The sequence below is a fragment of the Nocardia brasiliensis genome, assembly GCF_011801125.1.
Lineage (GTDB): Bacteria > Actinomycetota > Actinomycetes > Mycobacteriales > Mycobacteriaceae > Nocardia > Nocardia brasiliensis_C.
Genome location: NZ_CP046171.1, coordinates 6,494,521 through 6,517,292 on the forward strand (window position 1 = coordinate 6,494,521; position 22,772 = coordinate 6,517,292).

Annotated in this window: 31 protein-coding genes; 5 read left to right on the top strand and 26 right to left on the bottom strand. The window is 63.2% G+C overall.

The window, feature by feature from the left end:
* Positions 1-5: 5 nt before the first annotated feature.
* Genes F5X71_RS29505 through F5X71_RS29515 form a run of 3 tightly spaced genes read left to right on the top strand, consistent with a single transcriptional unit; the run spans position 6 to position 2,537 of the window.
* Positions 6-443: a hypothetical protein gene (locus tag F5X71_RS29505; protein WP_167464940.1), complete on the top strand. Its 438-nt coding sequence runs from the start codon at positions 6-8 to the stop codon at positions 441-443.
* A complete protein-coding gene (locus tag F5X71_RS29510; protein ID WP_167464941.1) occupies positions 436-1,761 on the top strand; it encodes a WXG100 family type VII secretion target in 1,326 nt (441 codons plus the stop codon). The genes F5X71_RS29505 and F5X71_RS29510 overlap by 8 nt, the downstream gene beginning before the upstream one ends.
* A complete protein-coding gene (locus tag F5X71_RS29515) occupies positions 1,758-2,537 on the top strand; it encodes an ESX secretion-associated protein EspG (RefSeq protein WP_167464942.1) in 780 nt (259 codons plus the stop codon). The genes F5X71_RS29510 and F5X71_RS29515 overlap by 4 nt, the downstream gene beginning before the upstream one ends.
* 119 nt (positions 2,538-2,656) lie before the next feature.
* On the opposite strand, the gene F5X71_RS29520 is transcribed toward F5X71_RS29515, so the two are convergent.
* The 4 genes from F5X71_RS29520 to F5X71_RS29535 all read right to left on the bottom strand — a co-directional run bounded on the left by F5X71_RS29520 (position 2,657) and on the right by F5X71_RS29535 (position 5,833).
* On the bottom strand, positions 2,657-3,292 hold the full coding sequence (locus tag F5X71_RS29520) for a phosphoribosyltransferase (RefSeq protein WP_167464943.1): 636 nt from the start codon (positions 3,290-3,292) through the stop codon (positions 2,657-2,659).
* Between the two features lie 58 nt (positions 3,293-3,350).
* A complete protein-coding gene (locus tag F5X71_RS29525; RefSeq protein WP_174817159.1) occupies positions 3,351-4,199 on the bottom strand; it encodes a carbon-nitrogen hydrolase family protein in 849 nt (282 codons plus the stop codon).
* A 133-nt stretch (positions 4,200-4,332) separates the two neighbouring features.
* The gene (locus F5X71_RS29530; RefSeq protein WP_167464944.1) at positions 4,333-5,589 is read right to left on the bottom strand and encodes a tyrosine-type recombinase/integrase; all 1,257 of its coding nucleotides are present in this window, start codon (positions 5,587-5,589) and stop codon (positions 4,333-4,335) included.
* Positions 5,590-5,611: 22 nt separating this feature from the next.
* A complete protein-coding gene (locus F5X71_RS29535; protein WP_238815541.1) occupies positions 5,612-5,833 on the bottom strand; it encodes a helix-turn-helix transcriptional regulator in 222 nt (73 codons plus the stop codon).
* 211 nt (positions 5,834-6,044) lie between these two features.
* On the opposite strand from F5X71_RS29535, the gene F5X71_RS29540 reads away from it, so the two are divergent.
* A complete protein-coding gene (locus F5X71_RS29540) occupies positions 6,045-6,476 on the top strand; it encodes a DUF2637 domain-containing protein (RefSeq protein ID WP_167464945.1) in 432 nt (143 codons plus the stop codon).
* Between the two features lie 214 nt (positions 6,477-6,690).
* Here F5X71_RS29540 and F5X71_RS29545 read toward each other — a convergent pair whose 3' ends face one another.
* The 17 genes from F5X71_RS29545 to F5X71_RS29620 all read right to left on the bottom strand — a co-directional run bounded on the left by F5X71_RS29545 (position 6,691) and on the right by F5X71_RS29620 (position 17,616).
* Positions 6,691-7,953, bottom strand: a complete 1,263-nt coding sequence (locus F5X71_RS29545) for an RNA ligase family protein (protein ID WP_167464946.1) — start codon at positions 7,951-7,953, stop codon at positions 6,691-6,693.
* A 3-nt stretch (positions 7,954-7,956) separates the two neighbouring features.
* Positions 7,957-8,871 (bottom strand): AAA family ATPase, encoded by a 915-nt coding sequence (locus F5X71_RS29550; RefSeq protein ID WP_167464947.1) that lies wholly within the window; start codon positions 8,869-8,871, stop codon positions 7,957-7,959.
* Positions 8,872-8,893: 22 nt separating this feature from the next.
* Positions 8,894-9,625, bottom strand: coding sequence for a cutinase family protein (locus F5X71_RS37545; protein WP_167464948.1), 732 nt, complete (start codon positions 9,623-9,625; stop codon positions 8,894-8,896).
* Positions 9,626-9,773: 148 nt separating this feature from the next.
* Complete coding sequence (locus F5X71_RS29560) at positions 9,774-10,109, bottom strand: hypothetical protein (RefSeq protein ID WP_167464949.1); 336 nt, start codon at positions 10,107-10,109, stop codon at positions 9,774-9,776.
* Between the two features lie 195 nt (positions 10,110-10,304).
* Positions 10,305-12,116, bottom strand: a complete 1,812-nt coding sequence (locus F5X71_RS29565; RefSeq protein WP_167464950.1) for a DNA polymerase — start codon at positions 12,114-12,116, stop codon at positions 10,305-10,307.
* A complete protein-coding gene (locus F5X71_RS29570) occupies positions 12,113-12,349 on the bottom strand; it encodes an Lrp/AsnC family transcriptional regulator (protein WP_167464951.1) in 237 nt (78 codons plus the stop codon). The genes F5X71_RS29565 and F5X71_RS29570 overlap by 4 nt, the downstream gene beginning before the upstream one ends.
* A gap of 71 nt (positions 12,350-12,420) precedes the next feature.
* Positions 12,421-12,879, bottom strand: a complete 459-nt coding sequence (locus F5X71_RS29575) for a hypothetical protein (protein ID WP_238815542.1) — start codon at positions 12,877-12,879, stop codon at positions 12,421-12,423.
* Positions 12,876-13,037, bottom strand: a complete 162-nt coding sequence (locus tag F5X71_RS29580; protein WP_167464952.1) for a hypothetical protein — start codon at positions 13,035-13,037, stop codon at positions 12,876-12,878. The genes F5X71_RS29575 and F5X71_RS29580 overlap by 4 nt, the downstream gene beginning before the upstream one ends.
* Positions 13,034-13,522, bottom strand: coding sequence for a hypothetical protein (locus tag F5X71_RS29585; RefSeq protein ID WP_167464953.1), 489 nt, complete (start codon positions 13,520-13,522; stop codon positions 13,034-13,036). The genes F5X71_RS29580 and F5X71_RS29585 overlap by 4 nt, the downstream gene beginning before the upstream one ends.
* Before the next feature lie 76 nt (positions 13,523-13,598).
* Complete coding sequence (locus tag F5X71_RS29590) at positions 13,599-14,366, bottom strand: metallophosphoesterase (protein WP_167464954.1); 768 nt, start codon at positions 14,364-14,366, stop codon at positions 13,599-13,601.
* Positions 14,363-14,803 (bottom strand): hypothetical protein, encoded by a 441-nt coding sequence (locus F5X71_RS29595; RefSeq protein ID WP_167460077.1) that lies wholly within the window; start codon positions 14,801-14,803, stop codon positions 14,363-14,365. The genes F5X71_RS29590 and F5X71_RS29595 overlap by 4 nt, the downstream gene beginning before the upstream one ends.
* A 130-nt stretch (positions 14,804-14,933) precedes the next feature.
* Positions 14,934-15,167, bottom strand: coding sequence for a glutaredoxin family protein (locus F5X71_RS29600; RefSeq protein ID WP_167464955.1), 234 nt, complete (start codon positions 15,165-15,167; stop codon positions 14,934-14,936).
* A 7-nt stretch (positions 15,168-15,174) separates the two neighbouring features.
* A complete protein-coding gene (locus tag F5X71_RS29605) occupies positions 15,175-15,753 on the bottom strand; it encodes a toprim domain-containing protein (protein ID WP_428981412.1) in 579 nt (192 codons plus the stop codon).
* Positions 15,665-16,060 carry a CHC2 zinc finger domain-containing protein gene (locus F5X71_RS37865; protein ID WP_428981413.1) on the bottom strand — a complete coding sequence of 132 codons (396 nt, stop codon included), beginning with the start codon at positions 16,058-16,060 and terminating at the stop codon, positions 15,665-15,667. Before F5X71_RS37865 ends, F5X71_RS29605 begins: the two co-directional genes overlap by 89 nt.
* Before the next feature lie 2 nt (positions 16,061-16,062).
* The gene (locus F5X71_RS29610) at positions 16,063-16,434 is read right to left on the bottom strand and encodes a DUF6197 family protein (protein ID WP_167464957.1); all 372 of its coding nucleotides are present in this window, start codon (positions 16,432-16,434) and stop codon (positions 16,063-16,065) included.
* Complete coding sequence (locus tag F5X71_RS29615; RefSeq protein WP_203218230.1) at positions 16,410-16,874, bottom strand: endonuclease domain-containing protein; 465 nt, start codon at positions 16,872-16,874, stop codon at positions 16,410-16,412. Before F5X71_RS29615 ends, F5X71_RS29610 begins: the two co-directional genes overlap by 25 nt.
* The gene (locus F5X71_RS29620) at positions 16,864-17,616 is read right to left on the bottom strand and encodes an AAA family ATPase (RefSeq protein ID WP_238815544.1); all 753 of its coding nucleotides are present in this window, start codon (positions 17,614-17,616) and stop codon (positions 16,864-16,866) included. Before F5X71_RS29620 ends, F5X71_RS29615 begins: the two co-directional genes overlap by 11 nt.
* A gap of 111 nt (positions 17,617-17,727) precedes the next feature.
* Here F5X71_RS29620 and F5X71_RS29625 point away from each other — a divergent pair, with 111 nt between their 5' ends.
* Positions 17,728-18,507 (top strand): hypothetical protein, encoded by a 780-nt coding sequence (locus F5X71_RS29625; RefSeq protein ID WP_167464958.1) that lies wholly within the window; start codon positions 17,728-17,730, stop codon positions 18,505-18,507.
* Here the strand turns inward: F5X71_RS29625 and F5X71_RS29630 are convergent.
* From F5X71_RS29630 to F5X71_RS29655, 5 genes are all read right to left on the bottom strand, one after another.
* Entirely contained in the window at positions 18,504-19,349 is an 846-nt protein-coding gene (locus tag F5X71_RS29630; RefSeq protein ID WP_167464959.1) for a RecB family exonuclease, read from the bottom strand. The two genes, F5X71_RS29625 and F5X71_RS29630, sit on opposite strands and share 4 nt — an antisense overlap.
* Positions 19,350-19,659: 310 nt before the next feature.
* Positions 19,660-20,199 carry a helix-turn-helix domain-containing protein gene (locus F5X71_RS29640; RefSeq protein ID WP_203218231.1) on the bottom strand — a complete coding sequence of 180 codons (540 nt, stop codon included), beginning with the start codon at positions 20,197-20,199 and terminating at the stop codon, positions 19,660-19,662.
* A gap of 825 nt (positions 20,200-21,024) precedes the next feature.
* Positions 21,025-21,300, bottom strand: a complete 276-nt coding sequence (locus tag F5X71_RS29645) for a hypothetical protein (RefSeq protein ID WP_167464961.1) — start codon at positions 21,298-21,300, stop codon at positions 21,025-21,027.
* Between the two features lie 69 nt (positions 21,301-21,369).
* Positions 21,370-21,669 carry a hypothetical protein gene (locus F5X71_RS29650; protein ID WP_167464962.1) on the bottom strand — a complete coding sequence of 100 codons (300 nt, stop codon included), beginning with the start codon at positions 21,667-21,669 and terminating at the stop codon, positions 21,370-21,372.
* Positions 21,670-21,680: 11 nt separating this feature from the next.
* Positions 21,681-22,766 carry a DUF932 domain-containing protein gene (locus F5X71_RS29655; RefSeq protein WP_167464963.1) on the bottom strand — a complete coding sequence of 362 codons (1,086 nt, stop codon included), beginning with the start codon at positions 22,764-22,766 and terminating at the stop codon, positions 21,681-21,683.
* Between the last annotated feature and the right edge of the window lie 6 nt (positions 22,767-22,772).

Genomic DNA, 22,772 nt, shown 5'->3' on the forward strand with positions numbered 1-22,772 from the left:
GCGAGGTGCCATCGAACGAGAACGCCAACGGCGTCGGGAGCCCGGACCGATCGGGATACACCGCGCCGGGCGTCACTGCCGCCGCACTGCATCGCGCGGTCGACGAGGGGGAACTGTGGATCGACGGCGTGCTCGTGGCCGACGGTGTGCATGAACGCTGCGCCCGCCGCTACGAGCAACTCGCCAATCAGATCGAAGAGCAGATGCGGGTGCTCAGCGCGGCGTCGTCGCTGCCCGGGTTCGGCGGCTTCGCCTCCGGCGACGCGCTGCGCGGCGGCTTCGAGAACAAGGCGCACGGGGCGCTCACCCGGATGTGGGAATACGCCGAGGCCGCCAGGGAACTCGCGCTGACCTTCCGCGCGGCCGCGACCAAGTACCAGGGCGCCGACCACGCGCTCGCGGTGGCCGTCGACCGGATCGACGCGGGAGCGGCCCATGCGTAAATTGCCGCTCACCCCCGACCGTCCCGCCGTGCGGCGCACCGATCCCCCGTACGCACCGACCGTCGAGATGTTCGACGCGCTGAGCCATCGCGAGATCCACGACAAGGTGGCGCTGCTCGAACCCGCCGTGCTCACCGGCGGCCAGCAGTCCTGGGGCGAGGCGGCGGCCGGGCTCGCCGACGCGGTCGCGCAGGCGCACACCGAGATTCGCGCGGCCATCGCCGACGGCTGGCGCGGCAGCGGCGCGCAGCGCGCGGCCGACGCGGTGCGCGCGTTCGAGCAGACCGGCCAGGATCTGGCGGACGTGCTCGCGGTGGTGTCGCAGCGACTCGGCCAGGCAGGCGATGCCGCGGAGGCATTACGCAAGGCCGTCGTCGCCCCCGCGGGCACCGCACCCGATCTCGGCGCGGCGCTGCTGGATCCGACCCAGGCCACGACCAACGCCGCCGATCAGAAGGCGGCCGAGCACAGCCGCCAGGACATCGTGCGCGCGATGAACGACATCTACGTCGGCGCGCTGATCCCCACCGGCAATGACGTGCCCGCCTTCCTGGACCAGCAGTCCAGCACGGCGGACCTGCCGGGCAGCTGGCCGTCCAGCAAGCTGACCGGAGCCGAACCCGACGCGCAACCGCCTGCGGCGCAACAGCTTCCGGCGGAGGAATCGGGCACCCCGGCGCGCCTAGGCATCGCGACGCCCGCGGCCGTGACGGCCGCGGCGCCCGATACCGGCGTGACCGCGGGCGCGGCGCCCGAATCGACGACCGCCACGGCGGGCGCCACCACCGCACCGGCCACCACCGGCGCACCGGCGACGACACCGGCCGGGGTCACCACCTCGCCCGCCGCGGCGGCGTCCCCGGTCGCGACGGCGCCGACCGCGGCCCACGTGCCGAGCCCGCCCGCCGCCGCGCCCGGCTCGCCCACCACGGTCGCGGCGTCGGCGCAGCCGGTATCGGTGCCCGCGGTACCGGGCAGCACCGGCTCGGCCGCCGCCGACGACCAGCGCAAGCGCGACGACCGCCGCAAGGACAGCGGCAGCGATACCGTCACCGGTCTCGGCGCGGGCGCGATGGGCGGGCTGATGGGTGGCGCGCTCGCCATGGGCGATACGCCGCGGCAAGGGACCAGCGTGGCCGCGAACGCGGCGACCACCGCCCGTGCCGTGCGCTTCGACGACGAAGACGACTACGAGGACGACTTCCACTTCGACGACCTGCCCACCTATCTCGAACCCGCCGACGAGGGCGGTGAACTGATCGGCTCGATCGATCCGACCACGCCGCCGGTACTCGGGGAGTGGACCGAACTGGAGTGAACTGGACGCTGACCCCGGACCAGTTCGCGCTGGCCTGGGAGCGCACCGACGGTGATCGGATGCCCTACCCACTGGCCGTTCGACTGTCCGCGCGCGACACCGACGAGCGCGCGGCGCAACTACCCGAGCTGAACCGCTGGTGCGATCGCACGCTCGACGCCGACCTGGAGGCCGCGCTGCGCGTGCTCGGCGCGCCGGAGCTGCGGATCGAGGTCTTCGGCGAACGTGGCGGTGCGGCAACGGCCGCCGACCCGGACCCGCCCGCGGCCCGGCCGGTGCGGGTACTGGGCGCGGCGGCGGGCAATGTCGCGGTGGTCGCCGTGCAGCGGGCCGGGCCGCACCCCGATTACGGCGGCGAGATCCGGCTGTTCGCCGGCGCGGTGAAAAGCCTTCCGGCCCGGATCGTTTCGGTGCTGCCGGAAAACACCCCCGGCACTGTGCCCCGACTGACCGCGCCACTGGCCAGGGTCGGCGAAGACAGCCGGGACCTGGTCACCGTGCCGGTCGCCGGGCCGTCGGTGCCCACCCGCATCCGGCGCCTGCTGCGCCAACCCCGCGACGGCATCGGCCAGATCGTGGTCTCCGCCCGCGGCGAAGACGGCGAACTGCGCCCCTTCGGCGTGCTCTGCTGGATCGATGTCCGCGACGACGGCCGCTACTCCGTACGCACCGGCACCGACGTCGACGTGGTACCGGTAACCGCCCCCACCTTGACCGCCCAGCTCCGTCCCATGGTCGAAGCCGCCGCCCGCATCACCCAAACCCAACCCTGGTAATCCCTGCCCACGGTTCACCACCCCGCGCACGGTTCATCAACTCGCGTACAGGTTGTCAGCCCACGCCCGGGTCATCGCCTCGCGCACGTCCTGGTTGACGGGGCACGGGTGACGAGGGGTTATGGGTTGGGGTGGGTGAGTAACTCGGTGACTTCAGCGTCGGCGAGTTGGTGGAAGTCCTTGTAGGCGGTGCCAACGCCGCCGAGGGTTTCCGGGACCAGGGGGCAGATCACCTGGTCGGCTTCGGCGGCGACCCGGCGCAGGGCCTCGGACGAGGAGACCGGCACGGCGACCACGAGCTGGGCGGGGTGATGCGAGCGGGCGACCCGGCAGGCGACCACCACGGTCGCGCCGGTCGCCATGCCGTCGTCCACGATGACGACGGTGCGACCGGTCAGCGGTATCGGGTTCGCGTCACCACGCCACAGGGCGCGCCTGCGGTTCAACTCCGCGCGTTCGAACGCCTCGATCTCGGCGAACTCCTGCGGCGATATCTCTAGGTGGGCCAGCACATCCCCGTTGAGCACCCGCACACCGTCCTCGCCGATCGCACCCATCGCCAACTCCGGCTGCCACGGCACCCCCAGCTTGCGGACCAGCAGGATATCGAGATCACCGCCGATGACATCGCGCACCGCGGCCGCCACCGGGACACCGCCGCGCGGCAGACCGAGCAGCAGCGGGTCGGCCGCGCGCAGCCGCTCCAACCGAGTACCGAGCGCACGACCGGCCGATGTCCGATCCGCGTAGATCATCCATAAAAACGCTACGCCCACCTATTGCCCGACCACCACCCCCGCGGGAGCGCCTCCGTCAGTTGGGTTCGGCGATCGCGAATCGGCGCAGTGCGAGACTCGGGTTGGTTTTGCGCACCTCGGCCAGGTGGGTGCGGTCGATGGTGGCGGTGAGTACGCCGGTCTCCTCGCCGAGTTCGGCGAGCACCGCGCCGGTGGGGTCGACGATCATCGAGGCGCCCGCGCCGCGCGGGGCGGCCTGGTCGGCGGCGGCGACATAGACCGTGTTCTCGATGGCGCGGGCGCGCAGCAGTGTCGTCCATTGATCGACCTTGGCGGGACCGGGAATCCACTGTGCGGGCAGCAGCAGTACCTGCGCGCCCGCCGCGGCTACCCGGCGGATGCCTTCCGGGAAACGAAGATCGAAACAGGTCTGCATGCCGAATGTCACATCCGCCACAGTGAAAGTGGCGGGCGGGGCGATCGCGCCCGCCTCGACCACCTCCGATTCGAGGAAGCCGAAGGCGTCGTAGAGATGTACCTTGCGGTACTGCGTGACGAGCGTTCCGTCGGGTCCGAGGACAACGAGCGTGTTGTAGATCCGGCCGCCCTCCGGCGCCACCTGCTCCACCATTCCGGCGACCAGATGCACCCCGAATTCGGCGGCGATGGCACCTAGTCCGGCGACGAACGGGCCGGTCAGGGGTTCGGCGACGGCGATGACCCGCTCGTCGAGCCGGGTGACGGCAAACATCGAGTATTCCGGCGCGAGCACCACGCGCGCGCCACGGTCGCGGGCGGCGCGCACATGCGCGCGCAGCGCCGTGAGATTGGCCGACGGGTCGGTGCCGGGGGCGAACTGGACGACCGCAACGTCCAGCAGGTTCGGCCGTGTCGCTTGATTCGTATCGGCGCTGTCCAGTTGCATACGTCTCACCGTATTGGGCCGGTGGCCGAGCAGACCAGTGCGAGGCAGTAAACTCCTGGATTAGATCCAGTGTGCCCTCGACCAGCGATGACCTGGTGGATTCCCCCGCGCTCTACGATCCTTCTACGATTCCTCAGACAACCCGCAGGTTGAGGCGTTGTTTACGCAGCTCGCGCCGTCCGCGCTGCAACTCGTCACCGAGGTTGAACCGGCCGCGCGGCTGGTTGAGCAGGTGGGCGTACACGCCGTAGGTCACATCAGCTTTGGAGTGCCGCACGCGTTTGCACAGCTCTACGACGTCCATTCCGCCCGCGATCATCGTGGACACATACCAGTGCCGCAGGCTGTGGAAGTGGAACCCGTCGCGGCCGGTCGGCAAGCCTGCCCGCTTGGCCGCCTCGGTGATCCGGCGGTGGAACGTGGAGTAGGTCATGGGCTTGCCGTTCTCCAGCAGCATCAGGCCCTGCGTGCGCCCTTTCAGGGCCTCGATGAGGCTCTGAGCCACGTATGGGTCGACGGGGAACCTCCGCTTCGAGCCCCGGCTCTTCGGCAGCTCGTAGGGCTTCTCAGGGTCCTTTCGGTCCCGCTTCTGCATCCACTGTTGGGTCAGCTTGTAATCCGGCTCCGGTTTGTCCCAGCGACCGGTTTCGATGAGCGCCCCGCACGCTTCCTTGGCCCTCAGGCCCAGCCCCGCGCCCAGCCAGAAGGCCACGCGCAGGTCCTCGCTCAGTTCGTCGTAGAAGGCCCAGATCTGTTCCGTGTCGGGTACCCACGTGCTGGACTCGTCGTCTTCGTCGTCCAGGTCTTCGATGTCTGCTTCGTCGTCCTTCAACAGCACGGGTCGCGCCCGCTTCGTGCAGGGCTGCCGGACGCGTAGCTCGGCTTCGATAGCCGCATCCATGATCCGTGTGAGCTGTTTGAAGATGTCCAAGCGAGTGGTGTGCCTCATGCCCTCGGCCTTCAGCTGAAGCATGAGCCGCTGCACGTGGTGTTCGAGGATTGCTGAGACATGTTGGTCGGCGATGTCGAACCGGGCAATGATGTTGTTGATCGACCTGTAGGTGTTTCGGCTGGATATCGCGACGTCTTGGAGGCTGAGCCATTCTGGCATCCACTCCCGCAACGTGATTCGTGCCTTGTCACGGGTGACATGGAGTCCTGTGGTGCGGATCGTCGCTACTTGGTTCTGTGCCCATTCGTCAGCGTCGGCTCGGAGGGTGAAGCTCTTCGTGTGGGGCCGGAATTGCAGACCGTCCTGATACGCGCCGCGCCACTGCTGACCTTTGCCGTAGCTCTTGGACCTTAGGAATTTTCCACGGTCATCCTTCTTCTTGAGATGCCATGTGTCATAGGGACGTAGCGCTCTCAGTGGTGGGATCGGCTTGGTCACGTGCGATAACTCCTGCTTGTGGTCAGCCTCCGAACTGGTCCTCCTCCCAAGCGATTACATCCACGAGCCGGTAGCGGCAGCGCCCACCGCCAGGCTTGGCGAATCGTGGACCGCGACCTTCCCAAGCCCAATTGGCAAGCGTCTGTACGGAGATCTTCAGTCGTGCGGAAACTTCGGCTCGAGTGAGCCATTCACTGTTCTCGGACAGTTCGGAACCTTCCGTAAGGATTTCAGGGTTGTCCATACCCGAGCGGGTTGCCGTCGGGTAGCTGAGTTGAGAAGCCGTCTCGCGGCGAAACTTTCGTGCGTTGACGCTGAGGGTGGGGAGTCCATACGGTCGAGTCCGACAGACAAAGAGAGCCCCCCACCGGACTGGTACTCCGATGAGGGGCGGCACACCAAGTGAAAGTTGGTGCAACACGATGCTATCTCGTGCGTTCTCACGCGCCTCTGCGGTGACTCCGGTTCAGGCGGCGACGGCCGGGACCGTCGCGGTCGGCGGATTCTCGTTCCTGGTCTCCTACACCGAGTTGTCTTGGCTTGCAGCGCATTACCAGACCCCTCATCCGTGGTCGTTCCCATTGATCGTTGACGGTCTGGTGATCGTGTCCACGATTGCGGCGACTGTGATGCGTCGGCACTCTTGGTATGCGTGGGCGCTGCTCGGTGTCGGCGCGCTCTTGTCGGTAGTGGGCAATGGTTTGGCCGCGTACCTGTCGACCGGTTCGTGGGTCGCGGTTGGTATCTCGGCTGTGCCGCCGTTCGTGCTGCTCGCTGTCACCCATCTGACGATGGTGCTGCGCGATCAGGCCGACGCACACGCCGCCGCGGTCGAGCAGCCCACACAGGAGTTCGACATCTCTGAACTGGAGCTTGTCCCGGCTTAGCTGCGCCCGGCCGGTACCCCCTGGACTCACCCCCGAGAGCTGGGCGCTCCGGAGGTTACCGGTCGTGCAGTGCTAACTTTGCCGCCGTCGCTGTGCCGTTCCTACGTCGCGGCGATCGATGTCGGCGGTTTCCGCCTCCGGCAATCGTTCGAGACTGATAGTCGTCTCGGATACGTGGTTGCGAGGGTCCGGCACGACGGACCCTCGCATTCCGCTACGCAGCCTCCTGCATCGACTCGAGATCCGCGATCCCTTCATCGAGCATCCGTGACTCGTACTCGAAGAACTCGCTTGCCTTGGCCTTCAGCAAGGTTGGCCGTAGTCCGTCGACGCGGACCACCACGCCTTCGTCGACCGTCGTTCCGGGGTCGAGCGGGACCGCTCGACGGTGGCCTTCGTCGTGTAGTCGGCGGTTCATCCACCAGTCGATGTCGAGGTCTTCGGCGAAGCCTGCCCAGAGCAAGGGGACCGTGTTCAGACCGAGCCCGGCGCAGAACTCTTCGACCTGCGGCCATGAGAGGTCGACGGTGACGCCGTCCGGGTTCACGGTGGTGACGCGGTAGATGTAGAGCTGGGCTGTGCCTGGCGGCACCTGGTAGGTGTAGCCCTGTTGGATGGGCTGCCCGGTCGGTGTCCAGCCGACGAGTTCGCCGTAAACCACGTAACCGGCCGGGATCAGGCCATCGAGGCGTGCGCCTTCAACGGTCCAGATGTCGGTGTCGTAGAAGTGATTCTGGTCCGGGTCGTTGGCGTCTTTGATGACGCGACGCGAGCCATAGACGTTGTCGTACTGGGTCTGTTGGACCTGGATGCCGAGACGGCCGGCGAGCCGTTCGCGCCAGCTGAGCTTGCGCGCAACGAGGGTGTTACCGACCCTGATCGAGGTCCCGTGGAGCTTCTGCGTGCACCACACGTAGGCGTCTTCAGCGATGAGGTGATTGTGGCGCCAGTAGTTCGCGGTGTCGATGTGCTTGGGGAAGTGCCGCTCGGTGACTCGGCGCGGCTTAGGCGCAGCGTTTCCTTGTGTGCTGGTGGTCCGCGGTGGCCGGATCTCGTACTTGGAGCAAATCTCGATGGTGTTTAGGTGGTCGAAGGTGTCGCCTTCGCGGAGCTGACTGGTGTCGATTCCGGTGAACGCCAACGACTTCAACGGCATGAACAACGCATTCGACCGGTGCCCTGCGAATTTGATGGCTTTGACCCGCCGATTGTCCTCCAGGTAGCCGGTCTGGGTGGGGTCCTCGTTGAGATCGGCGTTGCGATAGAGGTTGTTTGCGGTGGCGTACTCATGGCTCAGTGCCGCCTCGGCCGGTATGAAGACACCGAGATCACCCGGTGCCCAGCCTTTCTGGGCGATGGCCTGATGCCCGAACATCGGCAGGCCGACGATTCGGTCACGGCCGGGCAGGGGAACGACCGTCTTCACCGACGTGATGACGGCCGCGTAGTTCGCGTTCTTGGGGGTGTCGAAACGCAAGAGTTAGAAGTTCCCTTCGGCTACGTGGAAGCATTTGAGGCCGAGCCGTCGCCACATGGCGACGACGCTGTTTCGGTCGTCGAAAACGCCGAGCACGTTGTAGTGGTGTCGGATGTATTCGTTGAAGATTTCGAGCTTGACGACGTGGTCGGGCCGGTTGTCGTCGTCGGCCCGCATGTACATCTGGTCCGCATAGATCCAATGGCGGTGCAGCCACGCTTGGGTCAGGTCCATGCACATGGCTTTGCGGCCCGACACAACGATCATCACGGGTGCCCCTGACGGTGTTTCGTCCCTGGACAGCGTCTCGTAGACGTGGCGTACAACGTGATCGACGTCGTCTTCGCCGACCCGGCTGAAGTCGTAGGGGTTCCGCGCGCGCATGTGCGCTAGCGTGCCGTCGAGGTCGAAAATCCACGCTTCAGGCTTGCTGATGTCAGGTACGTAGGGTTCGACTGCGGGCACGGTCCGGGCGGTGACCTCGGCCCATCGATCGAGCGGAAACCGGTTGGCGATGTCGAGGATTCGCCAGTGCGGAACATAGCGTTGCCCGGCGCGTTGCCGCGCGCGATTTCTTTCGATGCAGGTCTGTGCGTCGGTGTGGAAGTCCACGCACTGGAATGCAGCTCCGTGCTCGTGCGCGAGGTCCGCCCAGTTGCAGGCGACTCGTAGACGGAGGTTTGTGTCGTCGACGATGACCGAGGTCCCCTGGTCGAGAAGACTTGCCGCCATGGATTTTTGAGCTGCGGTGACGTCACACTCCTGCGCGTCTGTCAGGATGCCTTCGCCGTTGAACAACATCGCGCGGAGATCGTCACGATTGACCCGCGCCCGGCCCGATTGCGCTGCAACCCAATTGAGCGCATATGTGGTCTTACCGCAGCCCGGATATCCACGGGTGATGACGAGTTCGGTCACGCGTCAACCCCCGGCAGGTCGATCAAACTCGCCACGCGAACTCCTCGTTGAGAGCTTCGGCCAAACGCTGCGCGTGGCCTTCGTAGACGTAGGCGTCGGTGTGGCGTCCGTCGAACAGGTACGCCCGCGCTTGGCGGGCGACGCCGAACCATGTGCGGTGGTTCTGGATCGACCACCACTGCTGAAATTGGTTTCGGGTCGCAACGTCGATCAGGCTCTGACCCCATCGAATGAAGCCGTCCAGGCTCGACATGTTCCAGTACGCGGACAGGTCGGCGATCGAGCGAAGTGCGGAACCTTCGGGCAAGGCGGTGATGGGGTCGCCTTCAGCGGCGACGTGCCACGTCGGAATCCCGGTGATCCGACGTTGCCCAGTGATGCCGTAGCCGCCGGGATCCGGGCCGACCAGGTCGAGATCGGCCGGGCGGGCTGGGTCGGCGATGAGCGCTGCGCCGAGCACTTCCAGCTCGGGGTGCAGCCCGCGGCCGATCTCGTCGGCGACGTCTCCGGCGATGCCAGCGCCTTGGCTATAGCCCGCGAGGACAACGAGATTCGGCGTTGCCCGGATCGAGTTCAGCAGGGCTTCCCGGCCTGCGCGAACGGAATCGGCGTAGGTGACCCGCTGCCCGTAGTCGGCCGGATAGTTGACCCAGCGTGCCCGGAACTTCTCCGGGTCGAGGTGGGATGCGAACGTGTTGGTGACACCGTCCCCGTTCGGGTTCCAGGTGCCGCCCATGATCAGGATATCGATCATTCGCACCCGCCCGAGTAACTGGAGGCCGAGGACGAATCACACGAATAGTTCGACGAATCCGACTGATAGGCCGCAGTTGTGGTGTCGTAACTGGTTGAACTCGCAGTGCTGGTCGTGTAGGTGGTGCGCTTCTTCTTGTTTCGGTAGGTCATCGGCTGTCCTTGATGTTCTGGAGGGCTAGCTCGGTGTCTGCGAGTTGGCCGGTGAGGGTGTCTTTTTCGATGTCGAGCCGTTCGGATTCGTCGAGGGCTTCACGGAACCGGCGGATCAGCGCCGGGAGTCCGGAGTGAACGACGGCGATGAATTCGGCGTCTGCTTGGCGGGAGAAGGACACGATGGGCGATCTGCGGTCTTGCCCTTCGACGGACCAGACCTCCCACACGCCGAGACCTTCGTCTTCAGAGGCCGCCCAGGCCGCTTGGTCGGCATCGGTGGTCTTGGACCAAGCCTGGTAGAGCCGATCCAGGAACTCGTCATCGTCCACTGTCCTGCCAATCGCAATCGAGAGCGGCCGACTTCGCGCTGATGTTGGCGGCGACGACGCACACGACTGTCCTGCCGTCCGGGAGCCGAACGGTGCGTACGTCGGTACCGACCGTTTCTGCCCGTGATGGGTCGCAGGCTGACAGCAGTAGAGCGCCGCAAGCCAGGAGGCTCACAGCCACAATCATTTTCATGTTCAAGCTGCTTTCATGTATCCGTGTCCCCAGCTGTCCCCGTAGACCTCTGGGTCGGTGTCGATGTCGACTCCGCGCAGGTCCATCCGCATGTGCCGGCCGATCTCGCGGGCGCCCCATTCGGCGTGCTCGATCGGTACTGAGGCCACCGCTTCGTCGTGGATGGGCAGGCGTATGTACGGGGTCCAACCGGCCTCGTCGAGTGCGAGCAGCCCCCTGCACGTGACATCGCGCGATGTGCTTTGGATGACGTAGTTCAGCGCGGCGTACCAGCGGCCGGAGTCGACCGGCAGGCGTCGACCAACCGGCGTGGTGACGAATCCGTTTGCTTCGGCTTCCGCGGCGAGCCGCTTAGCGAGCAACGTCACCTTCGGGTAGGTGCGTTCGAACTTCGAGATGACCCTCCTCGCATCAGGGAAGGTGATGCCCGCCTTTTTGGCGAGCGTGCCGGCGCCGCCGCCGTAGACCTGTAGGAAGTTCGCCATCTTTCCGACCGAACGTGCGACGCCAGCGGCGTCAGCAGTGAGTTGATGCAGATCTGCGCCCTCAGCGAAAACGCGCCGCATCGTCGGATCTCCACTCAATGCGGCCAGCACGCGAAGCTCTTGCGCCTTGTAGTCGACGCTGACTACGGCGTGGCCAGGGTCTGCCAGAAAGCATCGCCGGACAACCCAGTCGTTGGCCGGAAGGGTTTGGGCTGGAATGCCCGTGATGCTCATCCGGGCTGTTCGGGCACGCAGCGGATTGATGCTCGGATGCACCCGGTCGTTCGGGTCGGCTCCGTCGAGAAAGCCTTGTACCCAGGTCGTTCGCCACTTCCGGGCTCGTTTGGCTTCGGTGACCGCGGCGACTAGGTGTGCGACGCTGCCGACTGCGGGATCGTTCTCGGCCAGTTGCTCTAGTAGCTCTTTGTCGACCTTGCGTTTCCCGGTCTCGGTGCGGCCTGTGATCCGAACTCCCAAGTCTTCCAACGCATCTGCGACCTGTTCGGTGCTGTTGACTGATTGGATACCGAAGAACGCCTCAGCGTGGAAGGACGCCTCGTGTTCATCCGCCGTCAAGCGCGCAGCGAGTTTTTCGGAGTACTCGACGTCGAGGAGAAACCCGGTCCGTTCCATCTCGGCACACACGCGGGCAAGGTTGTGCTCGTAGGCAATCAGATGTGTGGATTCGCCCGGTACGGCTGGTGCCAGCCTCGCGCGTAGCCGGTATGCCAGGACCGGGTCCATTCCGGCGTAGAACATGAAGTCCGGATCGTCGAGCAATTCCGGGACTTTCCAGACCAGGTCTTTGGTCGTGCGATACCGCCGGGCGAGGTTCGGCATGAGCCCTTTGACCTCGGCGGCGACGATGGGATCTATGTATGCGCGGGTCAGATCCTCGAGACGGTGACCGGTTCCGCCTTCCTCCACACCGCGCGGGTCGACAAGGTGGGCAAGAATCTTGGTGTCAGTGGTCCTGGGCCATAGCTCCGACATCGGTACCTCCAAATGCTTTTCGAGCACTTGAAGGTCGAACGATGCGTTGTGCATGATCAGCTGCCGCAGGCACGCGATAGCCAATCGTGCTGCGTGCCTGAACTTCTGGCCTCTTTCAATCGGGATAACCCATGCCTCGACGCCGTTGCCGAATTGGACCGTTCGAAGCTGGTAGTCCCCGGCGTAGATGTCGAGTCCGGTTGTCTCGGTGTCGAACCCGAGCGGGGTGTGTTTGTTCGCATCAATCCACAGTGCGAACTCGATGAGGTCGGCGTCGGTCTCGGCTACCCGAATCGTCACCGGTTCGCCGTCGACCTTGTACTGAAATGCCCTCACGCCACCTCGGGGTAGTAGATCCGCCGGACGATGCGGCTGATGTTGGGTTCACCGACGCCGTACATCTCGGCTAGCTCGGCGTGGCTGACCCTGGCGTTGGCAGCGAGACGCCGAATCCAGCGAACGTCGTTGTGCGTGAGCTTCTTCCGGTTGTCGGCCTTCTTCTTCAGCTCGGCGTTCTCTGCCTCCAACTCCTGGATTCGGTGGTGCAGTGCTGCTTCGTCTACGGACATGGTTGATCGCTTTCGGTGCGGCTACGAGAGAGGGCGGCCCATGGCCGGACCGCCCTCGGTACTAGTTCAGATCAGCGAAGCCACTGCTTTTCGCACTGGTCGGGCGTGCCGGCCGGAGCAGGGCACATGAACGCAGACCATGGCTTGCCGTCCTTCTTGGACACACCGGACTTGAAGACCATCTCGCCGTGCGGGCACTGACGCCCTTCCCCTCCCGGTGCCTGCTGATACGCAGGCTTGGCCGCAGTGGAGGCATTCCGCGGAGTCGCCGGTGCGGACTTTGCTGGGCCGAGCCCGGCGAAATGCGTGGCCGCGTCTTGGGCCAGCTTCATCAGCTGCCCCGATCCACGAACCATCTGTTCAGCTTCAGCGATGCTCGATGCGTGATGCACGATCCAGGGAGCGTCGAAGCCCGTGCCTCCCTTGAGCGTGACGGTGATCTTGTCCGGGGCGGAGGCAACGTCGGTGGCCACGGGCGCGTCGGCCGTGGTCTCGCCCTTCGGGGCATCGGCAAATGGGTTGGTGGTCAAGCTGAATCCCTCTTTCCGCAGTACATTTCGATGTCGTCGTCAGACCAGTTGTCCAGCAACGCTGGCTTCTGGTCGAAATAGATGTCCGGATGCACCCAGCCCCGGTACATCTCGATGGACCCGTTGCCGTTCAGCTCGGGGTCCAGGATGTCTTTCACTCGTAGCCTTTCGATGCGACCTGCGCGGCTGCGTTGGAAACCACGCGTCGCGCCCCCGGCCCGTTCTGGAACTCGGCGCGCTTCACTCGCGCTTGCCGGTTCATCTCGTCGGTGACCGCGATGACTCCACGTTTCACCGCGTTATAGTCGACGCCTTTTTGCCTGTCCCCGAACCGCTTTCGAATCGCCTCGGCATACTGGGGGTGCTTGGCGCGTACCACCGACATTGCCGCGGTGAGGTCATCGAGTAGCTCGGCCCACAGCGACTCACCTTCGAGTGCCTTCCGAACGTCCTCGGTGGAGTACTGCACGTTTCTCGCGAAGCGCACGTTCTTCTCCGCTTCGGCTGAGGCGATCTTGTGCCCGTGCTTCACCAGCAGCCGATACGACAGGTAATCGTCGGAAGCCGCGATTTTGGCTTGGACTGATTCGCTGGTCAGAATCCACAGCCATAGCTCTTGTCCGAGGTCGCCGACGTCGATCACGCCGGGCCATTCCCTGACTACCGCGCTGGAGGCGCGAGCTATCAGCTTTTGTACCTTTCGGGTATCCAATGCTCCCCTACACCTGCCACACGCGGCCGTCGACTGTGAACTTGTTTCCCTCGATCGGAATGTGTTCGGGCCGAACATGATTGCCGTCGACAGTGAGAATCCCGAACCCGAGCTGCCAGTTCGGCGCTGCACCTTTGAGGTACCCGGCCTGCTTGGTGTCCATCAGGTGCCCGACTTCGAAACCGACGTAGGTCTGATCGACCCTTCCGTCGAAGCCTGTCGAGGCCGGCTGGATGCCCTGGCGGTGTGTGTGCCCCATGACGACGCTGCGGCCGAACTTTCTGGCCGCGTTGGCTGCGGTCTTGCCTGCGTCCTGGCTCAGTCGGATACCGCCCAGATGCCCGTGAGTCGAGATCCAGCCTGGCGCGATGTGATGGAAGGCCGGTAGCAGCTGCACACCAAACCCGTTGAAATCCAACAGCTCTGGCAAATCAAAAGCCCCGGACTCTGCGAGCGCCGGGGCGTATTTGCTCAGATATTCTCTTGGTCTCAGATCATGGTTTCCCTCGTGGACACCGATTGGCCCGGAGTAGACCTGCCGTAATGGTCCGAGGAAGCGACGTTTGGCCTGTTCGCAGTCTTCGAGGACGCTGCCCTCGAACTCGCCGGCCGTGCCCTTGTTCCATCTGCTCGGCTGCGGGAAATCCATCAGATCACCGATGTGCACAACCGAATCCGGCTGCGTCTCCCCGATGTATCGGATCACCGCCTTGACCGCTTTTCGGTGGTCGTAGGGGATCTGAGTATCGGAGATGATGACGATGCGCCGCGTCAAGCAATCACCTCGGTGAACGGCGCGTAGTCGTCGTCGTTGCCATCTGTCTCGAACCGCTCGCTAACCGGGCCGCTGGCTGCGTAGGAGGTCCGGAAGGTGGTTCCATCCACCTTCACGATTCCGTCGCCTTCGATGTCGGCGACTTCCACGCGCTCGGGCACATCTTCCAAGCGGCCCCACACCCGTGGGAGACGGCGGGCCGAAGCCGGATTGTCGCTTCCGATTCGTCCCAATTCACGAGTGATGAACCACAGGGCTTTGTTCAAGTCCTCGGTGACATCGCCCTTGTTGTTGCCGTCCATGCGCGATGAACGCCCGATGTACTGAACAGCTTGTGCCGCATTGGGAGTCAGGTTCTCGGTGATGTCGATCATCTGGGCTCCGTTGCTGAAGCCTTGGTAGTACGACGGGTCGATCTTGTCGTTCAAGTTGGTCAAACGCCCTCCCCTGCTTCACTTTCCGAGTACAGAGGCCCGCATTGATCGCAGTACGGATCTCCACAGCCCCAGTCAGCTTCATACAGATAGCCGTAGTCGTCGTCCTCGTAGTAGTCGTCTTCGTAGTCGACTACGGCGTTATCCGGTCCGCCCATTCGCGGATCTTCTCCTCTCGTGCGCCCGTCCATACGTCGGCGCGCTTCATCACCACGACAACTGGAGCCTCTTGGGCTCCGAGCTGAAACTTCAGATAGTCGAATGCTTTTGGACTTTCGGTGATGTCGACTTGGGTGAAGTCGACTCCGCGTTTGGTCAGAGTTCGTTTGGTGTACGCGCACGGCTGGCAGTTCGGGCGGGTGTACACGGTGACCTCAATCGGTCGCAATCCCCAGTCTCTCTTTGAATGCCTCCGCGCCTTCGCTGGCGATGAGCGAGTTCACGTCTTCGCCGTTCGGGAGGTAGATGATCTTGGCGTTCGGAAGGTGTTTCGCGGTCGCGGCGGCGAACATGCGGCCAGCCTTGTCGCCATCAGCCGGGAAGATCACGGACTCATAGCCCAGGAACGGTTCCCGGAACCAGGGCCGCCATGCGGTCGAGCCAGGAACCCCTACAGCGGGTAGTCCGATTCGGTGGGCGGCGATGGCGTCGAGTTCCCCTTCGGTCAGTAGGACGAACCGAGAAGGGATCAGCAGATCGGCAGTGTTGTACAACCTCGGCCGGTCGCCGGGCAAAGTCAGATACTTGCCATGCCCGCTGTGGTCACAATCGGTTGAGCCGCAACGGAATCGGAGCGATACGACACCGAGCCTGCTGTCTGCACCGGTCCGCAGGTACGGGATTGCGAGGAATCCGCGGTAGTCCTCATGCCCAGGGAGCGGATCGTCGACGTACCCGAGCAGAAACGGGTCCAGGCCCTCTCGATCCAGATCTGTCAGGCCCCGGCCGGCCAAATATTCTTCTACTGGGCTGTTGCGGAACGCTCTCGCGTACTGGGTCGTCGCCTCCTGGAGATAGCTCCGCTGCGAGGCGCTGAGCCGCTGCAAATGTCATGTCCTCCTGGCTTCGGATGATGTCGATTGCATCACCGGAGACCCCGCACGCGAAGCAATGAAATCGGTTGTGCTCAAACGAAATGCTTGCGCTGGGCCGGGTTTCACCGTGAAACGGGCACAGGGTCTTGTTGTAGGTGTTCCAGTCCTCGGGCGGTTCCCAGCCCGGGAAGTAGCGCTGAATCGCGGCGGCAATCGACGCGCCCATCGCTATGCGGCCGTCTGAGCGTGCTCGATTGCCCGTGTGAACGCCGCGTAGATCGAGGTCGGCTCGGCAACGCTGTCGTTGGTCAGGTAGACGTCGATGTGGCTGGAGCCTTCGAACGGCTCAGTGAGCAAACCCGTTTCGGCCATCGCCTGCCGAACTGCGTCGGACTCGGGGGTGTCAACGAACGCCTGCTGTTCGTGCCTGATCTCGTCGTAGGAGGTGACAGCCATTCCGCGCTTCCCGGTTCGGGCGGCGTAGATTGCCCCGACCGAGCAGTAGCAGCCGGTATAGGGGTCATACAGTGCGCTCTGACCGAGCCCGTGTGTTTGTAGCAGGTCAAGCGCGATCTTCAGATTCTCAACGACGGTTCGCATCGGACTCCTTGATGTCCGGGCACCACTCGGTGCCCGATGATTCTGCGTGCGGGCGGGTCGATGAGGTAAGCAACTACCCGCTGAGCGGCCTGGACGTCATCTCTCAAGTGCCCCAGCACATCTCGATTACATTTCTTGCAGAGCAATCCCCGCACGACTCCGCTTATGTGGTCGTGATCGACCGCGAGGTTCTTTCTGGCACCGGTAGCTCGTCGGCAGATGTAGCAGGAACCGCCCTGATGGGCGAGAATCTGCCGGTACTCCTCGGCGGTGATGCCGTAGGTGGCTCCGATGTGCCGGCCGTGGTTGTCTTGGCGTTTCTGTTTACGGCGGTCCCGGTGATGTGTCGCGCACCGCGGCCCCGGATGAGGCGCAGGCCGGCGGGTGACGACCCCCTGCTCTGTGCAGTCCCGGCACACCTTGCGAGGTCTAGGTGGCACGCAGATCGCGGATGGTCATGGTGTCGCCGATCCACTCCAGTTCGACGAAGTCCATGCCGGACGGATCGGCCCTGCCGTTGCGGTTCTTCACCGTCGAGACGCCGAGCACGTCAGGCCCGAACTCGTGCACCGGCTTGTGAAGTGTCAGCACGACTTCGGGAACACGAGTGATCTGTCCCTTCACTCCGCTGAGCGGGATGGGTTTACCTGCGTCGTTGTACGGGCCGGTGACATGGTGCAGGCACACGACGCACGCACCGGTCTGACGTGCCATCCCATGTAGGTAGTCGGCGAGAGATTCCAGTCCGGCGAAGGGGTCATCGGCGCTGCCTGCCGTTGAGACGTTGGTGATGTTGTCGATGACGACGAGGGCTGGGAAATCTCCGTACACCTCGTCGTAGGCGAGCATCGCGCGCTCGATATCGTCAAGGTCCGGGGACGCTTCGTAGACGAACCTGATCGGAGCCTCCGCCAACTGCTCGTCGACGACGTAGAGATCCCCGGAGAGCACCCTCCGGGCCGCATCTTCATGTCGCCAGCCGGTCAGGATCGACACCGCCCTTGCCAGCTGGGTAAAAGCATCGGAGTCGGCGCTGAAGTACAAGCACGGAACCCGTGAACGTAGTGCGAGCGTGAGGGTGAACAAGCTCTTGCCGGTGCCGGGCGCCGCGGCCACCAACACCATCTGGCCAGCGAGCAGGTCAGTCCCCTTCGCCGCCAGGGCGCGGAATACCGTCGGCAACGGCCGACCTGCCGAGCCTCGAATCGCCTGGGATTGAAGTAACGTATATACGGTCGGCCTCCAAATTCGTGTTTCCGGCCCGGCCACAGGCCGAGCAGTTATGATCTTCCCGTGACTGGCTCTTTCATCGGTGGTGGCCGCCGACCGGAGGGCACGCTCGCAATCGAAGCGGCGGGCGCGCTACTGGTCACGGCCGATTTTGGCCCAGATCCTGAGCTATTCTTTGTAAACAGGGCTCAGTACATGGCACGGTACTTCCTGATCAAGCTCGCTACTTACGGATTCACTGCCGGCGCAGACCCTAAGAAGCCCCTTCCAATTCATGACCCCTTGGCGATAAATACATTTCGCGAGCGAATCGCCATGATGATCCAACAGGATCTTGAGCTAGATGTCTTTACAAAGCGTGTCATCGCACAGTCCGAAAATATTGATATCGACATTCGACCGGGCTTGCGGCTAACGAGCAGCGTAACCGTGAACCCGTGGCAAGATGTCATCACTGTCGGGCACACAATGGGTGCAAGCTTAGCCTACGCTGGATGGCAGGCATTAAAGCACGCCAATCAGATATTGGACTTCTTCCTTCGCCTTTATACCATCGGAATAGAGCGCGAGGCCAGAATTTCCAATTTAAGACTAAAGGCAGTTCAAGCCGATGTCGAAATCGTTGTGCAGATCATAGATAGCCTGGAAAGGCGCGAGGGTGACTCCCCCCTTGTAAGTATTGCCGCTGCCGAACTCTTGTCCACCGCTTTGTCTCTCGATAACCGAATCCTGCAAGCGGTCTCCGCTCGTGAGATAACTCTCGAAGAATCAGACCAACGTCGCCGTCAGGTGCGCGCGATCGTGGGAAGTGAGAGTGACCAGGTCGGACGGGACGACGCCTAGGCAGCGAACTCGCACGACGAAGCGACCGCGCAGAAACGGCACTTTGCGGGCTCAGGAGCCGGAGAGAACCGCTCAGCCGCGATGTCGTCGGCAAGCTGATGGAACTCCTCCGTGACTCGCTCGACGGTCCACTCCGTCAGGTCATAGTCGAACGTCGGCTTGCCGGTCCTCGCCATCCAATAGTCCCCGACCCAGGGTTGCTCCATGCCGTACTTGACCGCGAGAGCAACGCTGTAGGTCCCGAGCTGGAAGTCATCGCCGGGCGTGTTGCCACTCTTGTTGTCTCGCACCCGCACACGACCGGTCGTCTCGTCCACAATCACCGCGTCGATGAATCCGCGGACAGTGACGCCGGCCAGATCGACGACGAACCCAAGTTCTATGCCGGGTTCGCCGTTCGGATCTATCCAGATGACTTCGTTCGGGTGTTTCTCGTACCACGCCGGATAGCGCTCGACCTGGTCGAGCCCAAGACCGAATCGGCGCTGGATGTCCTGCGGTCCCGCATACGGCCCCGACCGGAACCAGTACGTGAGGTTCGGTGTCTCCGCGGTCATCTCGTTCGTTGCACGGGCGTAAGACTCGCGGAACACGTCTTGCATCGCGTCGACGGTCATCTTTCGACCCGATCGCTCGTATGCCTCTGCGGCCTCGTGGAACGCCGTACCTTGAGGCAGCCAGGCGGCCGGCCGTTGCCAGGCGCCCTCGATCCTTTCCAAGTAGTAGCCATATGGGCATCGGTTGTAAGTCTTGTGCTGGGAAACAGAGAGGGGCCGCCCTGGTCCGGGCGGCCCCTCGTCTGCGGCAAGTTCACGGTCCCCCGACCGATCCGGTCCTACCACCTATAACTCCTTATTCGTTTATGCGCCTGGCCCCTCCATGTTGAGTCGGTAGCAAGACCGGAATCCCTCGCCGAACATCAGGGCAGGGTCCTCAACGCGTGTCTCGGTTCGCAACACGCCTTTGTGCTTGCGTATGAATTCACTTACCGGCAACCAGAGTTCGTCATCCTCAGGCAGCATCAAGCTGCGACGAACCCACAACAACAGACAGTCCGTCGTTCCCTCAAAAACAGCCCTCACCCACGGTAAATGATCTACTACCACCGAAGCTCCGGGGTGTAGTAGTTCCACCAATCCAGCTGCCCTTCCCCTACGGGTCTCTCGGCGGAAAGACCCAGATCAACTTTCCCCTGGATGTCAGCCGAGTGTGCGAGTTGAGCCTGATCAACAGGTTCCCGTCGCTCTCCTGCCGTTCGCGGTACACGAACCCGCCGTACTTCGAGACTCCGTAGATAGGTGGCTGATGCGGATCGAACTCCAGTACGTAGTTGTACTTTCGTAGCATTTCGTACCAGCTTCGCAGCCCCTTCAGCTTGCGCTCCGACATCCCCACCCCACCAGAGGCGATGTACTCGCCGTGGTCGCGCAGCCTCTGGTATGGCATCGCGGCCTGTTGGTCGGACGGAACCTTCCACGGGAAGTGCTCTGCTACCTCACGACGAGGAGTTTTCAGCGGTTCGATCCCGTGACGTTTGGCAAACTGCTGAACGTTCTGGCGGCTCGTGTCAAAGCGAGTCGCGATCTCTGCCCAACTCTCCCCGGCTTCGACCAGCGCCCTGACGACGTCGGCTGACAATCCATCTGCTGTATTCATTTGTATTTCCTGTTTGGACGTATCTTCCGCTGCCACACCCCACAGGTTGACATCTGGATCGCACGCATGTCAATCGCCGTTACATCCTCTCACCACCTCGCCCCACAACCCCCCTCGAACAGATATTCGAACCACGTCCTTTCAACCTACAGCACTCAAGCTGCTCAAATTCCTACGGCCGCACCATCAGCTACCGTCGGCCCATGACCGTACGATGCCTCGGCATCCGCCCCTATGCCCTACAAGCCTGCTACCCAAACCACTGTCACGTCAACAACTTTGGCAGAGTACTTTTACCTGTCCATGGGTATCTGACGCCGGGCCTCTTTGGAGCTGGACCCACCAAGCCTCCACAGGTCCCGAACGATGGGCTCGTGCTCAAACCTTCACTACCCGAAACACTCTGTAGCCCTTTGGATTCGGATCAAGCCTTCACCACCGCATTGATGATGCACTCAACACCACCAACCCACTGAACGCCACGCGCAGGAATCAGGGCCTGATCCAGGTTCGAGTAACACTCATACAGCTGACCGTACGGCCGAGTTCTACGTAATATATTGCAAGACAACGGTTTATGCCGCTACCTGCGGGAGATTCGGAGGTTGGCAGCCGGAACCGCGGCGATTCATGACCGGCTTTCTGATACGACCGTCTTCGGGATCACGCCCGATCAGGGGTACTCGTGCCGCAGCCTCTACGGCAGGTAGCGAGCCGGTGCAGCGCTGCACCTTGTCGCTGCCGGCGTCAGCCCATGGCTGCTTCGGCGCCTCGGCATGAAGACCAGGCGAAACACCTGCAAGGTGGGAGCTTCAGCTACCGGACCGACACCAAGGCGATCGGTCCGGCCGCCTCTATCGATCACCCCAGCCGCCACGCATCGGGCAGCCGTCCGCCCCCGCTCAGATGCTCGTCTAGCAGTTCCATCGCTTCGGCCGCCTCACGGTGATACTCGGCGATCTCGTCATAGAACTTGGCAGTCTCGGACGCCGAGCGGTTCTCATCGGCGTAGTACTCGGTTGCCGTGTCACTGACGACTGCCACTGCCGCACGAAATCTCTCGAGCAGCGCGTTCGGATCGCACCCGTCCGCCGCCTCGGGGCGGGGATCGGAGACTTCTCTTGCCATCGGATTCATAGCTGTTTCCTTTCATCACTGGACAGCAAGAAGGGCCACGGACCGGCAGTCCGTGACCCAACTTCCGGCTCAGTACGCGTTCACCAGCCCGACGACCCCTGTGCTTTCCCTCAGCGTCTCACCTCGCTCCGCCAGTACTTCGTCCTGCGTTATCGAGCGTTCGACGAGGGCAGCACGAAAGGCGCTCTCTTGTAGGTCAATCGCATCTTGGTACGGCTCGGTCATGTTCAAACCGTCGATGATGAGATGGCGCGCACGGTCGAACGCGGCGAGGATGCGGGAGACATCCTCTGACGCTGTGATTTCATTCAGCTTCTTCGGGCGAGGGATAGCTCCCGGCTGATTCCGACAGCCGGGAGCTATCCGCATGGGCCAAACCTTCAGGCGGACATCAATACTCGGTTCAGCATGCCAAGCGCCTCCGCGTCCGCCTCGCCGGTCTTGCCGGTGATCGCGTTGGACATGTTGCGTTCAGCGCGCGAGGTCTCCCCGCGCACGGTGGAGCCATGGTGGTTGTAGGTGTTGACCGACTGGAGGACTCCGAACGCTGTGCCGCGCCAGGGCGCGGCCCTCATGTCGGTGTTGTACATGGTGGTTAGCGCGTCGCGTCTGTTCTCTGCCATCGTGCGTCCGCGGCCCTTCTCCTCCGGGACCGGTGCCCACAGCGTCAGGAACTCCGAGAACTGGCGATCAGTAACCGTTGTCGCACACAGGTCTGCTACGGTGGCCGCGAAGTCGTCGGCGGACTCTACGACGATTCCCAAGGCTTGACGTGCGTCCCCGATCTTGTCGAGCGAGTTCTTCGTGCGCTTGAACTTGAAACGCTTTCCAGACGCGCGAGCTTCGCCCATGGCCCCGCAGTGTGTGTTGTCACAGACTACGATCGTTTGCACGGCCGAGAACTGAGTAGCGACTGTTCCATCGTGCGAAGAACTTGCGAGCACCGACGAACGGAACTCCACACCTTCCTTGGTCTTCACGTTCTCGGGACGTTCGAGCTGCACCCATGCCTGAGCGCCGCCTTTAAGCAGTCCGGCGGAACCGATTCCGAGCGAATCAGTGGTAACCGCAAGTCCGTCGGGGGTGATCAGGCTCGCCAGGTTGTCTAGCAACCATTCCTGGAACTGGTGAATACGATAGCCCTGCTTGAAGACTCCGAGAAGCGCGCCAGTATCGGACCTGTAGATGACCTTCCGAGAATCGTTTGTAATCGTGCGAAACATTGCACCGTTGTCGTCGATGTTGGTGAAGTTTTCGACCGTGCCGTGGATGTCGTAGCGGATCGGTGCCGATTGCGCCTCCCAGTTGAACAGCCGGGAGACGACATCGGCCACCGGAACGAATCCTTTGTAGTGGTTTGGCTGGTCACCTTGAACAGACTTGCGGTAATGCCAAGCTGTTCCACGTTTCTCAGTCATGCCGATCAACGTATAAGTGTTCAACCACTCGATTGTTTCCTTTGACATTGAATG

Bases quoted from the DNA above. Each gene is read 5' to 3' on its own strand.
- F5X71_RS29510 (WP_167464941.1), top strand. From the start codon at position 436: ATGCGTAAATTGCCGCTCACCCCCGACCGTCCCGCCGTGCGGCGCACC.
- F5X71_RS29520 (WP_167464943.1), bottom strand. From the start codon at position 3,292: ATGATCTACGCGGATCGGACATCGGCCGGTCGTGCGCTCGGTACTCGG.
- F5X71_RS29525 (WP_174817159.1), bottom strand. From the start codon at position 4,199: ATGCAACTGGACAGCGCCGATACGAATCAAGCGACACGGCCGAACCTG.
- F5X71_RS29535 (WP_238815541.1), bottom strand. From the start codon at position 5,833: ATGGACAACCCTGAAATCCTTACGGAAGGTTCCGAACTGTCCGAGAAC.
- F5X71_RS37545 (WP_167464948.1), bottom strand. From the start codon at position 9,625: ATGATCGATATCCTGATCATGGGCGGCACCTGGAACCCGAACGGGGAC.
- F5X71_RS29570 (WP_167464951.1), bottom strand. From the start codon at position 12,349: ATGTCCGTAGACGAAGCAGCACTGCACCACCGAATCCAGGAGTTGGAG.
- F5X71_RS37865 (WP_428981413.1), bottom strand. From the start codon at position 16,060: ATGGGCGCGTCGATTGCCGCCGCGATTCAGCGCTACTTCCCGGGCTGG.
- F5X71_RS29610 (WP_167464957.1), bottom strand. From the start codon at position 16,434: ATGCGAACCGTCGTTGAGAATCTGAAGATCGCGCTTGACCTGCTACAA.
- F5X71_RS29645 (WP_167464961.1), bottom strand. From the start codon at position 21,300: ATGAATCCGATGGCAAGAGAAGTCTCCGATCCCCGCCCCGAGGCGGCG.
- F5X71_RS29650 (WP_167464962.1), bottom strand. From the start codon at position 21,669: ATGCGGATAGCTCCCGGCTGTCGGAATCAGCCGGGAGCTATCCCTCGC.
- F5X71_RS29655 (WP_167464963.1), bottom strand. From the start codon at position 22,766: ATGTCAAAGGAAACAATCGAGTGGTTGAACACTTATACGTTGATCGGC.